Origin of the sequence: Spirosoma sp. (assembly GCF_026391055.1) — a bacterium.
Taxonomy (GTDB): domain Bacteria; phylum Bacteroidota; class Bacteroidia; order Cytophagales; family Spirosomataceae; genus Spirosoma.
Genome location: NZ_JAPLET010000015.1, coordinates 509939 through 526367, shown reverse-complemented (window position 1 = coordinate 526367; position 16429 = coordinate 509939). Strand labels below are relative to the sequence as shown.

9 protein-coding genes are annotated in these 16429 nt (G+C 50.7%); 6 read left to right on the top strand and 3 right to left on the bottom strand.

The window, feature by feature from the left end; all coding sequences use genetic code 11:
* Nucleotides 1-454: 454 nt before the first annotated feature.
* From NT073_RS07705 to NT073_RS07695, 3 genes are all read left to right on the top strand, one after another.
* The gene (locus tag NT073_RS07705; protein ID WP_297371257.1) at nt 455-952 is read left to right on the top strand and encodes a hypothetical protein; all 498 of its coding nucleotides are present in this window, start codon (nt 455-457) and stop codon (nt 950-952) included.
* A gap of 721 nt (nt 953-1673) precedes the next feature.
* The gene (locus NT073_RS07700) at nt 1674-2072 is read left to right on the top strand and encodes a response regulator (RefSeq protein WP_297371254.1); all 399 of its coding nucleotides are present in this window, start codon (nt 1674-1676) and stop codon (nt 2070-2072) included.
* Nucleotides 2047-4038, top strand: coding sequence for a response regulator (locus NT073_RS07695; protein ID WP_297371251.1), 1992 nt, complete (start codon nt 2047-2049; stop codon nt 4036-4038). Before NT073_RS07700 ends, NT073_RS07695 begins: the two co-directional genes overlap by 26 nt.
* A gap of 156 nt (nt 4039-4194) precedes the next feature.
* Here the strand turns inward: NT073_RS07695 and NT073_RS07690 are convergent, their stop codons facing one another.
* The gene (locus NT073_RS07690; RefSeq protein ID WP_297371249.1) at nt 4195-5721 is read right to left on the bottom strand and encodes a right-handed parallel beta-helix repeat-containing protein; all 1527 of its coding nucleotides are present in this window, start codon (nt 5719-5721) and stop codon (nt 4195-4197) included.
* Nucleotides 5722-6453: 732 nt separating this feature from the next.
* Here NT073_RS07690 and NT073_RS07685 point away from each other — a divergent pair.
* Nucleotides 6454-8889: an ABC transporter permease gene (locus NT073_RS07685; RefSeq protein ID WP_297371244.1), complete on the top strand. Its 2436-nt coding sequence runs from the start codon at nt 6454-6456 to the stop codon at nt 8887-8889.
* Between the two features lie 147 nt (nt 8890-9036).
* The gene (locus tag NT073_RS07680) at nt 9037-11439 is read left to right on the top strand and encodes an ABC transporter permease (RefSeq protein WP_297371239.1); all 2403 of its coding nucleotides are present in this window, start codon (nt 9037-9039) and stop codon (nt 11437-11439) included.
* Between the two features lie 50 nt (nt 11440-11489).
* Here NT073_RS07680 and NT073_RS07675 read toward each other — a convergent pair whose 3' ends face one another.
* The gene (locus NT073_RS07675) at nt 11490-13025 is read right to left on the bottom strand and encodes a DUF5916 domain-containing protein (protein ID WP_297371236.1); all 1536 of its coding nucleotides are present in this window, start codon (nt 13023-13025) and stop codon (nt 11490-11492) included.
* A 108-nt stretch (nt 13026-13133) separates the two neighbouring features.
* Nucleotides 13134-13697: a carbohydrate binding family 9 domain-containing protein gene (locus NT073_RS07670; protein ID WP_297371232.1), complete on the bottom strand. Its 564-nt coding sequence runs from the start codon at nt 13695-13697 to the stop codon at nt 13134-13136.
* A 323-nt stretch (nt 13698-14020) separates the two neighbouring features.
* On the opposite strand from NT073_RS07670, the gene NT073_RS07665 reads away from it, so the two are divergent.
* On the top strand, nt 14021-16426 hold the full coding sequence (locus NT073_RS07665) for an ABC transporter permease (protein WP_297371229.1): 2406 nt from the start codon (nt 14021-14023) through the stop codon (nt 16424-16426).
* Nucleotides 16427-16429 lie beyond the last annotated feature (3 nt).

The following is a 16429-nucleotide window of genomic DNA, read 5'->3' as shown; positions in this document are numbered from 1 at the left end:
CTCAATGCCCCAACTTTGCTACCGTCAATGACACACAGGCATACCGAGTAACGTATACCACACCACACCACACCAGAAACCATTACGCTTTACCCACACTATACTGTCTCTTTTTAATCGTCATACCTGGGTCGGGCACCCGGCTCAGGTATAGCTTATTACTGACTATCCCCAAAACCATAAAAGCTTTATCCAACTATCATGATGTGATGAAAGACCATTGCGGTGCAATGGTCGCCTGTTCGGGCCAGGGCGGAGGTGTAGTAACCTCCTGCCCGGCACGAGCCTCTACAATCTGCCCGTCAACAACCCCTTCAGCGTAACGGCAATACTCCCGTTGCGGGACTCCGCAAGTCGTTGAGCGGTTAGACTACCTCGAAAACAGTTACTCGTCCATTCACGCTTAACTGAAGCAGCCCCGTTAACAGCCTCCTAACTCACCCATAAACTTGTCATGAACACGCTCCTAACCTGGTACCGCCATACAGTATGGATGGGTATTGTTCTGAACCTGGGTTTGCTCCTGCAAAACGGCCCACCGACTGATAAACAAGTGAGCGTGCAGCGTGTCGAAAAAGACCTGTTGACCATCAATGACGAAGCAGAACACACGCTGCCGGTGGAGTTGGCCGAACGGCGGATCAGCTACAGATCGGTAGCACCTACCTGTACGTTCTATCATGACGGAGCCTTTAAAGGAAGGAACCTGAGCACCAACAGGCCTAAGATGCTCATGTACAATCCGACGCAGACGCCGGGTATCGAAACCTCTCAATGGTTTTCATACGACTATGCCGCCAGCAAACGCTCCGGCTCCGATACGCTCATGCGGTACATCGATCAGTTACCCGATAGGTCGTCGACCGGGCATATGGTCTACAAACACCTCACCATTCCTTTCGCCAAAACAGCGCGGCTGAAACAGCAACAGACTTACGCCTGGCAGAAGTAGTCTGAATTCATACTATGAGTCATCGCGCCTTTTAGTCTGTTCTGCTTCTGAAACCCGGAGTCACCTTACTAATGAGCTGATCGGCATAGTCTGTGACTATGTTCAACGCCTTTTATGATAAGCAGTTAACTGCCCGGCATACCTGATTGGTATGCCGGGCAGTTCCTTTTCTGAATCCCTTTAGTTCAGGAGAATGCCTGTACTATTTATGCCCGTACAACCATTCGGAGCCGTCACCTTAAAATTAGTATACGTTGAACTTTAGATTAAAACATCATTGTTACATATTCATTCAACATTTTCCTATAAATAAACCAGTTAACAGCGATTGGCCCACTACAACACTTTGCTGGTTTCTTTTTTGCTAAGGCTAACGTCTGATTATCCACAAAAACGATATAAAGTTTCACCAAAAGCACCTTATCCGGAATTGGTTTTCAACTTCATCAGAACAGTTATCCGCTCCTAACGCCAATCAGGTTCTCCATGATCGCCTTCAATAGGGAAAAGGCTATCTGCTCCCCAATACATACCCAAAACCAGTACCCACTAATCGGGACGTTGCAGGCAGGTGGTGTTCGACCGATCAACGTGCCTCGTTTCTGGATATTGGTTGTCGGATGATGGATAATGCCTACATTTAGGTGCCTATACGCACCTCGTTCTCTGGCGGATGGTAGTGCTCTTTGAATTGAGAATCCTCTTTACTAAACATCAACCCATGCTAAAGATTTTAGTTGTCGATGACGAACTGGACATCAAGCCCTTGTATGAACAACGGTTTGCCCGTGAAATCTTGAGTCAGCAGGTAGACATTCATTTTGCCCATTCGGGCGAAGAAGCGCTGGGGGGACTAGCGGACTCAGAAGTCGGGCTGATTCTATCCGATATCAATATGCCTGGCATGAATGGACTGGAACTGCTTCGCCGGGTTCGGCAGAAGTACCCCAAACAACCACCAGCCATTATGATGGTGACGGCCTATGGCGATGATGAAAACTACCGACAGGCCATGCATGCCGGTGCCGATGATTTTTTAACCAAACCACTGGATTTCAAACTACTGAAAACTAAACTCAAAGACCTGACGGCGCATGGGCACCAAAATACTGGTCATTGATGATGAACCCGATATTGAACCACTGCTTCTACAGCGGTTTTGGCTTACCATACGAGAAGGTATCTATCAGTTCAGGTTCGCCAGAGGAGGCTATGAAGCCATCTCATTAATAGAGGCCGAACCAGACTACGATGTATTACTGGTCGATATCAACATGCGCGACATGGACGGGCTAACCCTGCTCAGCTATCTGCCCGATCTGTTGCCCAATGGCCGGGCCGTGATGGTATCGGCCTATGGCGATATGGATAATATCCGAACGGCCATGAATAGGGGCGCATTTGACTTCGTTTGTAAACCAATCAACTTTAAAGATCTGGAGCTGACCGTCGAGAAAACCGCCCGGCACGTTCACCAGTTGCGTGAGTCGGCCCGAACAAAACTGGCGGCCGATCTGAAAACCCATTTCTTCGACAACATAACGCATGAGTTCCGAACGCCGTTAACCCTTATTCTGGCTCCCGTCGAACGGTTGCTGCGCCAATGGAGCGAGCACCAGGGTACCCAGCGGGACTTAATAGCCATTGACCGAAACGCCCGTCAATTACTCCGGCTGATCAACCAGCTTCTAGACCTGGCCAAACTGGAGGTAGGCCACCTTCAGGTAAACCCGCAGCCGGGTTATCTAAGCGAATTTATTGACCAGTTGGTGCAGGCCTTTGTACCCATAGCCGAACAACGCGGGATTACCCTCACTTACCAGACCGATGTATCGGGAATGTGGCTGTTCGACGCCGAAAAAGTTGGTCAGATCGGCTACAATCTGCTGGCAAACGCCATTAAGTTCACTACCAGGTCCGCTACACAAAAAACTGGTTCCACACACGTCACTGTCCGGTTGGAGAACGGTTCGCCCATTCGGCTCTCTGTTTCGGATACGGGCATTGGTATTCCGACGGCTAATTTACCCCATATCTTCGACCGTTTTTATCAGGTCAACTCACTGGTACGACCACTGGAACCCGGCACGGGCATAGGCCTGTCGATGGTTAAGGAACTAACGGTACTGATGGGCGGTACGGTGTCGGTCAGCAGCAGCACAGGTACCCCCACGACACCGTCGGGCAGTACCTTCGTTGTCGATTTACCAATAAGTCCTTTATCAACCGAAGAGAGTGTTGTCGACGACAGTTTCTCCCTACGGGACTGGTTTCCGCTGCGGGCAACTGAGCCCGATACCGAATGGGGGTCTGTGACTCCTCCAGAGGATGCTCCGCTTGTTGTAGTTGTTGAGGATAATGATGAACTCCGCACATTTCTGGCCGAAGAACTGACAAACCACTATCGGGTACTGACGGCCGCTTCGGGCGAACGGGGCTGGACAATGATCCAGACCGAATTACCCGACGTCGTTATATCCGATGTAATGATGCCGGGTATGGACGGGTATGCTCTAACGCAATGTATCAAAACCACACCGGCCACCGATCATATTGCGGTTATTTTGCTCACCGCCAAAGCAGCCAGTGACAGTCGGCTGGCCGGTCTCCAGCAGGGTGCCGACGACTATCTGACCAAACCTTTTGTTATCGAAGAACTGGTGTTGCGGCTTCGAAACCTGCTGGCTCGTCAGCAACGGTTACGTACGCTTTATCAGCAGCAACTAGCCCGCCCTGAACTGCCCCAACCTATAGAAACCGTTCAGGACGGATGGTTAAGAACCTTATTCACGGTGCTGGATGAACACCTCGACGACTCTTCATTTACCGTGGAGCGGCTGGCCGAATGTATGGCATTGAGCAGCAAAACGCTGCTCCGCAAAGTGCAGTCGCTCACGCAACTGTCGACCAACGACCTGATCCGGCGGTACCGTTTACGCAAAGCCGTCGACCTGCTCCGGGCCGGGCACGGTGTATCCGAGACAGCTTATATGGTTGGGTTCGATACGCCCTCGTATTTCGGCCAGTGTTTCAAGGAGATTTATCAGGTTACGCCTAAAGATTTCGCCATCTCAGCAAAAGCGTAATACGTTTCCCGGCGCTTTCATAACCGATACTAGTTTCGCAAAAAACCACCAGTGGTTTGGTTAACAGGGGTAAATCGTTATCCGACTAAACCCTGTTACCCAAACCACTGGTGGCTACCATCATGGCGTCCCCCTGAGACTATCGCACAACTTGACTTACTTTTTAATAAACCGGCCTTTTAGCAATTTAAGGTCGGGTGTAACAACCTGATATACGTAAATCCCCGTTGGTAACGTCCCTGTCTCCACCCGAACTTCATTAACGGGAGTAGCCGGTATTATATGGTTAACCCGCTGACCATCTATTGAATAAATACTCACTTCCGATATGGCCAGATCCGAATTTGTCAGGCGGAGGAATATTTCATCTACACAAGGCGAGGGCAATGAGGAAATCTCCCGCACCGTCGTTTCCAGTCCGGCGGTCAGCCCCGACAGTTCGACGCCTTCGCGGGCACCAGCTACCGGCTGAAACTCGTAGGCCCCAATATCTATAGCTTTTCCCTTTGGTCGACCATTACCGGCAAGGTCGGTAGTCATGGTACAGTACGTGTTCAGGATTCCTTTATCGACCAGTGGAGAGCCTTTTTGCGGCCGGTAGTTTGCATCAACGGTGCTGGTTGTTAAGGCTGTACTTAGCGAAGAGCCATAATAATTGGCCGACTGCGTTATCTGATAACCTGTTATCAGCTTGACTAACTTGCCCGTTCCTGCCTGAATTACTGCGTTGTTGGTCATGGTGGTCTGATCCAGCTTGTTATAGAAACATAACCCATCCAGCACCGAGTTAACAAAGGTATTATTGGTAACGATCAACGGATTACCACTGGGTGTTCCGGCCCGGTTGTCGCAGAACAAACCGTATCCGCCTACATCCGTTACCAGATTGTTGTAGATCATATTCTTACCGGAGTGACCAACGAATATGATCCCATTTCCACCCACATACCGCACGGTGTTATTATATAGTCGGCCCGCAGAGCCCCCCGATGCCTGAATACCGTTGTTCTGGTACTGCTGAAACGGAGAAATACCGGCATGGTTGATTACATTATTATATACCTGGTAATCCGGAGCACAGGCATACTGTATGCCTTCGGCACCGGTGCGCTCGACCAGGTTGTTGTAAATGGCCAGGCCATAAATGTTGTGCGGATAAACCACTTTGCTCACGCCATCGCAGGTCTTGGTGATGCCGCTATTCCAGAACGAATTGCCAATGTACATCCCCTCACCGTAGGTATCGTGTACGTAGTTGTCGTGTACTTTGATATTGTACATCGAAAAATTGCCCCGCCAGGTGGCCGGATCGCAGGTCGGGTCCATCTTGATCATGATGCCGGCAAAACCGGTGCCCGAGACCTCGACCCGCTCAATCTCGAAGTCGGAGCTAAAGCCCGTCACGTTGACGCCCGATGCTCCGCTGGGAGTCTTGGTGAGCTTGATGCCATACTTAAATCGACTGTCGCCCGAGCCGGTAAGCTTGACGTACTTACTGTCATAAAACTGGATACCATTGGTGCCGGTCTCAGTACCGATCGTAACGAGCCCACCGCAGTTAACAATTTTTATAGGCTGGGTAGCAGAACCAACAATATTTTTGAAGTACAGATACGGATAATTACCCGCTGCTACACAAATTGTCTGGCCAGGTTTGTAACCTAGCGCCTTACCATCATACATGGCTGCTTTTGAGATGGTAACATTACAATTACACGTTTGAGCTACCACCGAATGGCTGGTAAAGATCAGATAGATAACCGCCAGCAGAGATACACCATGAACACAGAACTTTCTTACCTTACCAATACATTTAGTTAACGTATTTAATAAACAGTTAACTCTAGATGAATCATTATACATGTTAAGCATATTATAAGTACATATTACGGTTTAAATGCATATATATGGTAATAATTTTATTAATACAAACGCTAGCAAATTAAATATATAGGATATAAATAGTTATCATTTTTATATATATTAGTAACAAATCAATATAAATCATATAGTATACTTATCTAAGCACAAAGACAAATTTTCAATAGAACGATGTTCTGTCATTTAATAGCAAAATTTACTAGATGGTCTGCTTTTTTGATCGCATTACTACCAAATAGCTCGTATTCAGTCACATTCGAACAAAGACAGTCTTGCCAGCTAGGTGGGTGTCATAGGTAATCTGACGGTAAATCTGACGCCTGCAACTTGTATGGATTTATATATCTGGCAGATTTTGACAGCTCTATCGGTTTTAAGGGATAGCTTTCTTAGGTAGTCAGGAAAAGCTTAACATATTTTAACACCCTGCTAATCAAGCTGTAGTGCGAACAAAACCGATTCCTGAATACCTTCACGGCCGTAAACGTAAACACGTTGCCCGCTGACGTTCTGGAACCCTAAACCGCTCGACTTATGCTGCATAATTATCTAAAAATCGCCTTTCGCAACCTGACCCGCAGGCGGTTCTACGCGCTCGTTACTCTGCTCGGGCTTACGGTGGGCATTACGTTCCTGTTGCTAATTGGCAGCTACATTCAGGGCGAACTGGCCGTTAATAAAACCCTCCGACATGCCGACCGGCAGTACCTGGTGCAAAGCCGCTGGAAAGTGCCCGACATGGGTATGGATATTACGACGCTGGCACCCCTGGGCCCTACGCTTAAGCAGCGCTATCCCGGTTTGGTTGCCAACTATTACCGTTTTTATGGTGTCTCAGCCAACATCTCGACAGGCGAAAATCATTTTCGGGAGACAATCCAGATCGGCGACTCTACCCTGCTGACCATGTTTGGTTTTCCGCTGTCCTTTGGCGATCCAAAAACGGCCCTGCTGGCTCCTAACTCAATGGTCATTACAGGAGCAATGGCCCAAAAGCTTTTTGGCAAAACGGATGTTCTCCGCCAGCAGCTGACCGTGCAGACACCCGTGGGGGGTAAGCAGGTGTTCACCATAACGGGTGTTTTGGAGCCACTACCAACCAACAGTGTGACGCAGTTGCTTCAGTTGCCCGATCAAATTTTCATATCGCTGCGCAACGTCAGTTACTTTACAAGCGAAGCGGGTATGCGCTCCTGGCAGAATCAGTACATCCCAACCTATCTGGAACTACAGCCGGGCGTCACGCCGGATCAGCTAACAAAACCCCTTGCTCATGTACTGACAACGGATGCACCAACGGGCTTTAGAGAAAATCTCAGCCTCGATCTCAGTCCTCTGGAAACATTTTATACAAAAGCGGGGAATGGCCTGGTCGAAAAAATGATCTTGACCTTGCTCATCATCGCCGTATTTATTCTGCTGATGGCCGTGGTCAATTTTGTAAATATCACCATTGGTATGTCGGCAACACGACTGCGGGAAATTGGCGTCCGGAAGGTACTGGGTGGCCTGAAACAGCAGGTGATTGCCCAGTTTCTGGCCGAAGCATTACTGTTGACCACAGGGGCTACCCTACTGGCGTTGGGGGGGTACGAACTATTTCGGCCTACGTTTGCTACGCTGCTGGACAAGCCAATACCGTCTCTGTTAAGCTGGTCGCCCTATGCTTTTCTGAGCCTTATGGTTCTTGTAGTGATTATCGGTTTGCTGGCCGGTAGCTATCCTGCCTTTGTGCTGTCGGGGTTGCCGTCTGTTGAGTCACTTAAAGGAAAATTACTTGCATCGGTGCAAAGAGGTATCGGATTGCGCCGGGCATTGGTTGTCTTTCAGTTTACGGTGGCCATTCTGGTTTTTGTTGGAGCGGTCGTCATTAGTCGACAGGTCTCTTTTTTCTTCAACAAAGATTTAGGTTATCAGAAAGAGCAGATACTAACCGTATCGTCGGTCCCCCGCGACTGGTCCCCGGCGGGTGTACAACGTATGATAGGGATACGCAATCAACTGGCCCGTATTCCGGGGGTTCGGGATGTAAGTTTTTCATTTGAAGTACCGGACGGTAGAAGCAGCGGCAGCAGCCAGCTATTTCCTCAGGGCCGCGACAGTACGGATGCAATAACGGCCGATGTGCTGACAACCGACGAACGGTTTGCTCAAACCTATGGGCTAACGATGCGGGAGGGAGCTTTTTTCGGTCCTACTGATGCGGATTCGTTACGCGCTGTACTGAATGAATCGGCCACAAAGGCACTTGGCTGGACCGATCCGGCAAAAGCGATAGACCAACTGGTTCGATTTCAGGGCAGCAACCGGATTTACCGGGTGAGCGGCATTGTAAAAGACTTTCATTTCGGGTCTCTGCACCAAGCCATTAAGCCACTTATTTTCCTGAACGTTCGGAGCAACACAATATACCGCAACTTCTCGTTCAAACTAGCGGCCGGTCCATCTGCTGCGGGACTGAACAGTCGTTTGCCCGAAACCATAACGGCCATTAACCACGAATGGGCACGCCTGTTCCCCGATGCCCCTTTCGAGTACTCGTTCATGGACGATACCCTTCAGAAGCTCTACAAAACCGAGATTCAATTGCAAAAGGCATCGCGCCTGGCAACCACGCTGGCTCTGATCATCGTTTTGCTGGGCGTGTTGGGACTGGTGTCACTGAACGTGACCCGCAGGACAAAAGAGATTGGCATTCGTAAAGTGCTGGGCTCTTCGACGTTCGGCATCGTCAATCTGTTCATGAAAGAATTTGTCCTGATTCTGGTGATGGCCAACATCATCGCCTGGCCTGTAGCTTATTATCTGCTGAGCGGCTGGCTCACGCACTTTGCCTATCGAACGAACTTATCGTGGTGGCCTTTTATGCTGGTAGCGGGCTGCCTGGCCCTATTAACCGGATTGATCGTGAGTGCGCAAACGATTAAAGCGGCCTTGGCGAACCCGGTAAAAAGTTTACGAACTGAGTAGAGACGCGATCCTTCGCATCTCCTACGCGTCAGCAATATGTTGCGATAGCAATCCCTTACATAAGCAATCCTTCACACCTAATGGTATAACTATTTATTGCTGACGCATAGGAGCCGCAAGGGATTGTGGCTCTACAACGAAATACCTATGCTCTACTCCTACCTCAAAATCGCCCTTCGGAACCTGCGTTCGCAACGCAGTTATACGATTTTAAACATCGTTGGCCTGTCGATTGGCATGGCCGGAGCCCTCCTAATTTTTCTGTTTCTCCGCCACCATATCGGCATTGACCGGCACCACGCCAAACTCGACCGTATCTTCCGCATTAACACCGATCTGCACCTTGATGACGGCTCGGTTGAGTACAACCCGGAGTCGCCCCTGCCTTTGGCAGAAGCCCTGCGCAAAAACTACCCGCAGGTAGAACAGGCGGCTTTTCTGATGATGAACCGTGAGCTAACCGTTAGCGTCAAACAACCGAATACGACACAATCGGCACCGCTACGCTTTCGGGAACACAAAGGCACGGGACTGGTAGAGCCCGAATGGTTCGATATATTGGATTATACCTGGCTACAAGGCAACCCCAAAACAGCCCTCCGCACCCCCAACAGTGCCGTGCTGACCGAAACCTGGGCAAAAAAATACTTCGGCAGCGCCAACCCAATCGGGCAAACGCTAACCCTCGACAACAAGACTGACGTGACGATTACGGGCGTTCTGGCCGACCCGCCACCCATGACCGATACCAATCTGGGGCTGTTCATCTCTATGACTACCCTGAAGCAATTTGACCCCCAGCATGAAGTCAATAATTGGTGGTTCCTCAACAGCACCAACCGGGTTTACGCAACCCTGAAAAACCCACAAGCGGCTACAAGCCTAGAACAATCGTTTCCCGCATTGGCTAAGAAGCATTATGGAGTCGATGCGAAGGTATTTCAGTTCAATGCCCAACCCCTGTGGGACATCCACACCGATGTAAAGCGGGGCGGTGAAACGATCCGGGCTTCGCTGATCTGGTCGCTGGGTGTCATTGGCGTGTTGCTGATTGTAGCGGCCTGTATCAACTTCATCAATCTGGCTACGGCCCAGGCACTTCGTCGTGGCAAAGAAGTGGGGGTTCGAAAAACGCTGGGCAGTTCGCGAAGGCAGTTGATTGGTCAGTTTTTGCTGGAAACAAGCCTGATCGTTTTTGCCGCTGCCGCGCTGGCCCTGCTGCTGGTTGCCCTGCTGCTCCCCCTCTTCTCGGACTGGGTTCAACTAACTTTATCCTTTCGGCCTGACGGCCCTACGATGCTGTTCATCGGGTCACTGCTGGTAAGTATCATCCTGATTGCCGGTGGTTATCCGGCTGCTATACTGTCGAGGATATCGCCCTGGACAGCGCTGAAAGGAAAACTTACCGGTGTCTCAGAGCGCGGTTTTACGGTTCGGCGGGTGCTGGTTGTGAGTCAGTTTGTTGTTTGTCAGGCATTGATAATAGGGTCGCTGGTCGTGGCGAATCAGATTCGATACATACAACGGGCCGATCTGGGGTTTCGGAAAGACAACATCGTGGTGGTTACGATGCCCGTCAACCAGCAGGCGCGTCTGGACGCGTTCAAACAAAAACTCTCTCAGTATACCGATATACAGTCGGTCAGCTTCAGTCACCGCCCACCGGCCAGCGATCAGATGTACGGCGGCTCTATTAAGTTCAATGGCAGTAACGACTGGTCGGCATTCCCTGTTCGGGAACGGATGGCCGATGCCGATTATGTGCGCACTTACGGCCTGACGCTGGTTGCCGGACGCAACATTGTACAGAGCGATACCATCCGCGAATACCTCGTCAATGAATCTCTCGCTCATCAGCTTGGCTTCCGTAATGCACAGCAGATCGTGGGCAAAAAACTACAGTACTATCACTCGCCGGTGCCTCTGCCCATCGTGGGCGTCGTAAAGGATTTTCACCAGAAATCGCTTCGTGAAGCGATAGGCCCCTGTCTGATTGCCTGCAAAGCCGATTGGTACGCCCGAGCGGGCATCCGTATGTCGGGGCAAACCCCGGCGCAAACGCTTGAGCGCATTCGGCAAGCGTGGCAACAGGTATACCCTGACGAAGTGTTCGAATACCAGTTTCTGGACGATCAGGTCGCTAAATTTTACGAAACTGAAAACCTGATCGCCCGACTCATCAACGCCTTCACGGGCATTGCTATCCTGATCTGCTGCCTGGGACTGTATGGATTGGTACTGCACATTGTGGGACAACGCACTAAAGAAATTGGCATTCGGAAAGTACTGGGGGCCAGTGTCGCCAGTATTGTAGCGCTGCTTACGGCCGAGTTTTTGAAACTGGTGGCGGTGGCCATTGTCATTGCCAGCCCGCTGGCGTGGTGGGTCATGACGAAATGGCTGCAGGACTTCGCCTACAAAACCGACATCGGGTGGTGGGTCTTTGTGCTGGCGGGGCTACTGGCCGTGAGTATAGCGCTCCTGACCGTCAGTTTCCAGAGTATAAAAGCGGCTTTGGTGAATCCGGTGAAGAGTTTGCAGTCGGAATAGAAACGACGACATAGTAGAGACAACGCATGCGTTGTCTCTACGTCACAAAATCAAAATTGTTTCAGATAGCTGATCTTGGCGATGGCGTGGTCTTCGGTCTGGGTTTTCTGCTGTAAATTCTGAAAACCCCGGTGGTTGAACACTAAATAGATGTAGGATAGCGGCTGGTACTCCCACGAGAACCGGATATTGTAGTTCTGCGACTGATTTTCTGAATTTCGCTGATAAAAACCGATCAGTTGAAGCCGAGGGTTAAGCGCAAACCGCCCTTCGATGGCATACAGATCGACGGTTGCGTTGGTTTTATCGGCCCCCACCTCAACGAAGCGGTTCCGGTTAAAGCGCCCCGACAGCGAGAAATGCGGGATGGGCGCAAACTGCAGCGTCCAGTCACCCGAGTTGAGCTTCCCACCAAAGTACGTTCCCCAGTTATAGATTGTCTGGACATTCAGAATGCGCGACGGGTCGGTGCTGGCGTAGATCTGATGACGCACATAGTTGAACTGCCCCGTTTGGATTTTGACGCCCAGCGGTTCAAATACCTCGGTAAGCTGCTGATAGGTGGGCGTGATGCTATAGCCGAAATAGGCCCCACTCTGTAGATTCAACCAGACCGGGTAAACCGTCCAGGTGCGCTCGATGAGTTTGCCAGTGGAAGCCTGGTGGTAAAACTCCGGAAAAACACTCGGCTCCCACGCCCGCAGCCACTTCTTGAACGGCAACCGTTGACCTCGATACCACCAGAAGATGCCGGGCGTGGTGGCAATGACGTCATTGCGCGAAACAAAGCCCAATTCAGGGTCGTAATCCTTCGTGACAATGGACTGCGTCCACCAGACTTTGAACTGGTTGCTCACATAGAAATACTGCGCATAAGCCGAAAAACCCTGTTTTCCCGTTCGGGACGAGGTCGAATAAGACGCCAGCGTGTTGAGCGAGTGCGATTCGCCCAGCCGGAAGAAGCCGTCTATCGTACTGACAATATTTGAGCCATCGGGCCGATCTTTCACCGTCAGCAGCCCCCCGATATGGTGCTGTTTTCCGAAATTCTCTGAAAACCGCCCGACAAAGAAGTTGGTGGCGGGCGTATCGCCAACGCCCCGCTGCCGCATCAGAATAGCCCCGATATTTCGTTTTAAGGATCTGTACACGAACCGTCCACCCACATCGATTGGGATGGGATTTCCGCTATCATCCAGACCAATCCGTCGGCTGAAGAACGGCTGAATGCGCATGTTGCCCCCTGACTCATCCAAATTCCGGCTGATACCGACCCCAAAAAGAGACGCATTTTCCAGAAAGAACTGCCGGCGTTCGGGAAAAAACACCGAAAACCGGCTTACGTTGTTCACCTGCCGGTCGGCATCGGCCTGAGCAAAATCGGTATTGGCAGTAAGGTCCAGTACGGAATTGGGATTAATGGCCCATTTGAGTTCGCCCCCGAATTTAACTTTTGTTTCTTCAGGTTTTACGGACGCATCGAAGCCGGTATAGCGGTCGTAGGACGTCAGCACATACGGCTGAATACGGATGTTAGGCTTAGGCGGTGGCGGCTGCAGGTTGGCCAAAATACCGGCATAATCCATCCTGAACGACGAAAACGAGCGTGGGTATGGCGAAAACGCGGAGATTTCGTTCGTTAGCCGGCGGTTGCGGTATATATTGAATCCCCAATGCTGAATGGCTTCGGTCGTTTACGGGTAACGCAATGTTTGCCACGGAATGGCTATTTCGGCCACCCAGCCCGAATCACTGCGGGCCGTACGCACCCGCCACAGGCCATCCCAGTCAAAGTCGTAATAAATATCATCGAATGACAGGAAATCGCGCTGAACGCCATAGGGGTTCGTGGCAAAGGCCATGGCATTACGCCGGTCATTGAACCCGTCGAACGACAGGTTGACCAGATCATGCTGCATGTAGTTGAAATCGCGCTTGAAATCGGTAGCCCGGATGGCCTTTTTGCCCAGCGAATCCCGCAGCACAATGCCCAAATAAAGAAACTGTTTGTTGTACAGAACCCGCACATCTGTTTGATGGTTGGGATTTTTCCCCTGATAGGGTTCAATCTGGATAAAGCCCGGAGACGGTTTCGTTTTCTTCCATTCAGGATCGTTCAGCAGCCCTTCAACCTTCAGAGACGATGTAATTTGCACCGCTTCAATTACCCGCCGGATCGAATCGGGCTTGAAAATAGTCGCATCCTGGGCAAACGAACGAAGGGAGATCAACAATAATAGCGTAGAGAGTCTTTTCATTCACAGAAGTTTATGGATACAAAAATCTGCAAAATGCTTAATTGTACAGCTGTCAGAACCAGGATTTATGGGATTTAAACGTTTTACCTGATTATAGCCACTCGATCAATCTAACTATTTCCAGTTTCAGCCAGCGTCAATTAGGTAAATCATTTGACTCCCATAAATCTCGGTTCTGACTGTCCGCAACTGTACGCCCTCCGTCCGTTTGCGGACATTCCTGCCTAAACCATTATGACTATTCAACTAATAACCAATATCTTAACAAATTGGTACGGCATTTGGCATAGGGTACGGCGTACCCTGCTCAACTCTGCCTGATTATGCTGCGAAACTATTTCCTTATCGCCTTTCGCAATTTGCGGAAACACAAATCATTCAGTTTTATCAACATTACGGGTGTTGCTGTAGGGCTGGCGTGTTTCCTGCTCATTGCGCTCTATGTCCAGGATGAACTGAGCTACGACCGTTACAACACCCATGCCGACCGGACGTATCGCCTTACGCGCACATTCTTGTCGTCGGAAGGCACGGCTTCGCTTCGGCTGGCGCAGGCGGCACCACCCTTCGGCCCACTCATCAAGCAGGACTTCCCCGAAGCCGAACAAGTCGTGCGAACGATTGACAACGGAGGGCTGGTAAAATACGGTGAACACTCGTTCAATGAGGAAGATATGTTCTTCGCCGAAGCCAATCTGTTCAAGGTGTTCGATTTTGACGTCACCAGTGGCAATCCTGAACATGCCTTAGTCAATCCGTTTTCGATTATGTTCTCCCGGCCAATGGCGGAGAAGTACTTCGGCCGGGATAATCCGGTGGGAAAAACCGTTCGGCTGAATGACCAGTTCGACCTGACCGTTACGGGCGTTTTTGAGCCCTTGCCTGCTCAGTCGCATTTCCACCCCAGCTTTCTGGTATCATTTTCTACGTTCAACGATAACCGCGTTTATGGTGCCGAACAGCTTCGGACCAGTTGGAGCAACAACTCATTTAATACATATGTACTCTTAAAGCCCAATGGTAATCCACAACGGATGGAAGCCGGGTTCCCGGCGTTTCAGGACAAATATGTTCCGGCCGAAGAAGGCCGCAAGGCCTCCGCTTTTTCGGTACTGAACCTACAAAAACTCACGGATATTCACCTGAAGTCGCATACCGATTCGGAGATAGAACCAACTGGCGACATGAGTTATATCTATCTGTTTTCGGCCATTGGTTTATTCATTCTGCTCATTGCCTGCATCAATTACATGAATCTGGCAACAGCCCGGTCGGCAGGGCGGGCCAAAGAGGTTGGGATGCGCAAGGTTGTAGGGGCTTTGCGTTCCCAGCTCATTGGGCAGTTTTTAAGCGAATCCATTCTCCTTGTAACGTTTGCCTTAGGCATTGCCATCCTGTTATTGGTCCTGTGCCTCCCGGCCCTGAACGCTTTCACCCAGAAACAACTGTCGTTTCAGCAACTGCTCGACCCTGTCTTTTTAAGTATCCTCGTTGGCATTACCTTACTCACCGGCCTGGTAGCGGGTAGTTACCCCGCGTTTTTCCTCACTTCCTTCCGACCACTGGGCGTGCTGAAAGGACAGATTGCCTCGACCATGCGGACGGGCAAACTGCGGCAGGTGCTGGTTGTTACGCAGTTCACTATTGCCATCGCGCTCATTATCAGCACAGTGGTGGTTTATAACCAGATGAAATACATTCAGAATTACCGGCTCGGCTACGCCAAAGATCAGGTGCTGCTCTTGTCCGACATTGGTGATTCGACAACGAATTACGAAACGCTCAAACAGCAGCTCATTCGAACGGGTGCCGTACGCGATATGGGCCGTTCGTCGCGTGTACCGTCGGGGCGGCTGCTCGATTCGTACGGCGGCATGGCCATGAAAGGCGACAGTATGGCTCCCGTTAAAATTAACCTGCGAGGATTACGCGTCGATTACGATTTCATTCCGGCCTACCAGATCGGCATGGCCGCCGGACGCAATTTCTCCCGCGACTACTCCACCGATACATCAATGGTGGTGCTGAACGAAACGGCCGCGCGGCAACTGGGCTGGACACCCGAACAGGCGATTGGCAAGCCGTTTCAGTATGGCCCTGCGAAAGGCCAAATCATTGGCGTCACGAAAGATTACCACTTCGAATCCCTGCATCAGCAGGTGGCCGCACTGGCCATGATTCTGACGCCCCGTCAGCTTAACTGGATTTCCATACCACTCAAAGGGAATGTTACGGCGAGTATTCAGCAGGTCGAATCGGTGTGGAAGCAATACTTCCCGCAACGCCCATTCGACTACCAGTTTCTGGACAGCCGCTTTGACCGGCTTTATGCCCGCGAGCAAACGCAACAAACGCTGTTTAGCATCTTTGCGGGGGTGGCTATCTTGATTTCCTGTCTGGGTTTGTTTGGTCTGTCGATGTTCATGGCCGAACAGCGCACCAAAGAGATCGGTATTCGCAAAGTGCTGGGCGCGTCGGAAGCGAGCCTGGTAGCCCTGTTCTCTCAGGACTTTATGAAACTGGTACTGGTAGCGCTGGTCATTGCCTCGCCCGTCGCCTGGTACGCCATGCACACCTGGCTCAGCGACTTCGCCTACCGTACCGACATTCACTGGTGGATATTCCTGCTTGCCGGTGGCCTGACGATATTGATTGCCTTATTGACGGTAAGTTTTCAAAGCGTAAAAGCCGCCTTGATGAACCCGGTCAAATCGTTACGGTCGGAATAGGGC

What these genes read in the sequence shown, in the direction of transcription:
- NT073_RS07705 (WP_297371257.1), top strand. Translation starts at nt 455, where the DNA reads ATGAACACGCTCCTAACCTGGTACCGCCATACAGTATGGATGGGTATT.
- NT073_RS07700 (WP_297371254.1), top strand. Translation starts at nt 1,674, where the DNA reads ATGCTAAAGATTTTAGTTGTCGATGACGAACTGGACATCAAGCCCTTG.
- NT073_RS07695 (WP_297371251.1), top strand. Translation starts at nt 2,047, where the DNA reads ATGGGCACCAAAATACTGGTCATTGATGATGAACCCGATATTGAACCA.
- NT073_RS07690 (WP_297371249.1), bottom strand. Translation starts at nt 5,721, where the DNA reads ATGTATGATGGTAAGGCGCTAGGTTACAAACCTGGCCAGACAATTTGT.
- NT073_RS07685 (WP_297371244.1), top strand. Translation starts at nt 6,454, where the DNA reads ATGCTGCATAATTATCTAAAAATCGCCTTTCGCAACCTGACCCGCAGG.
- NT073_RS07680 (WP_297371239.1), top strand. Translation starts at nt 9,037, where the DNA reads ATGCTCTACTCCTACCTCAAAATCGCCCTTCGGAACCTGCGTTCGCAA.
- NT073_RS07675 (WP_297371236.1), bottom strand. Translation starts at nt 13,025, where the DNA reads ATGGATTATGCCGGTATTTTGGCCAACCTGCAGCCGCCACCGCCTAAG.
- NT073_RS07670 (WP_297371232.1), bottom strand. Translation starts at nt 13,697, where the DNA reads ATGAAAAGACTCTCTACGCTATTATTGTTGATCTCCCTTCGTTCGTTT.
- NT073_RS07665 (WP_297371229.1), top strand. Translation starts at nt 14,021, where the DNA reads ATGCTGCGAAACTATTTCCTTATCGCCTTTCGCAATTTGCGGAAACAC.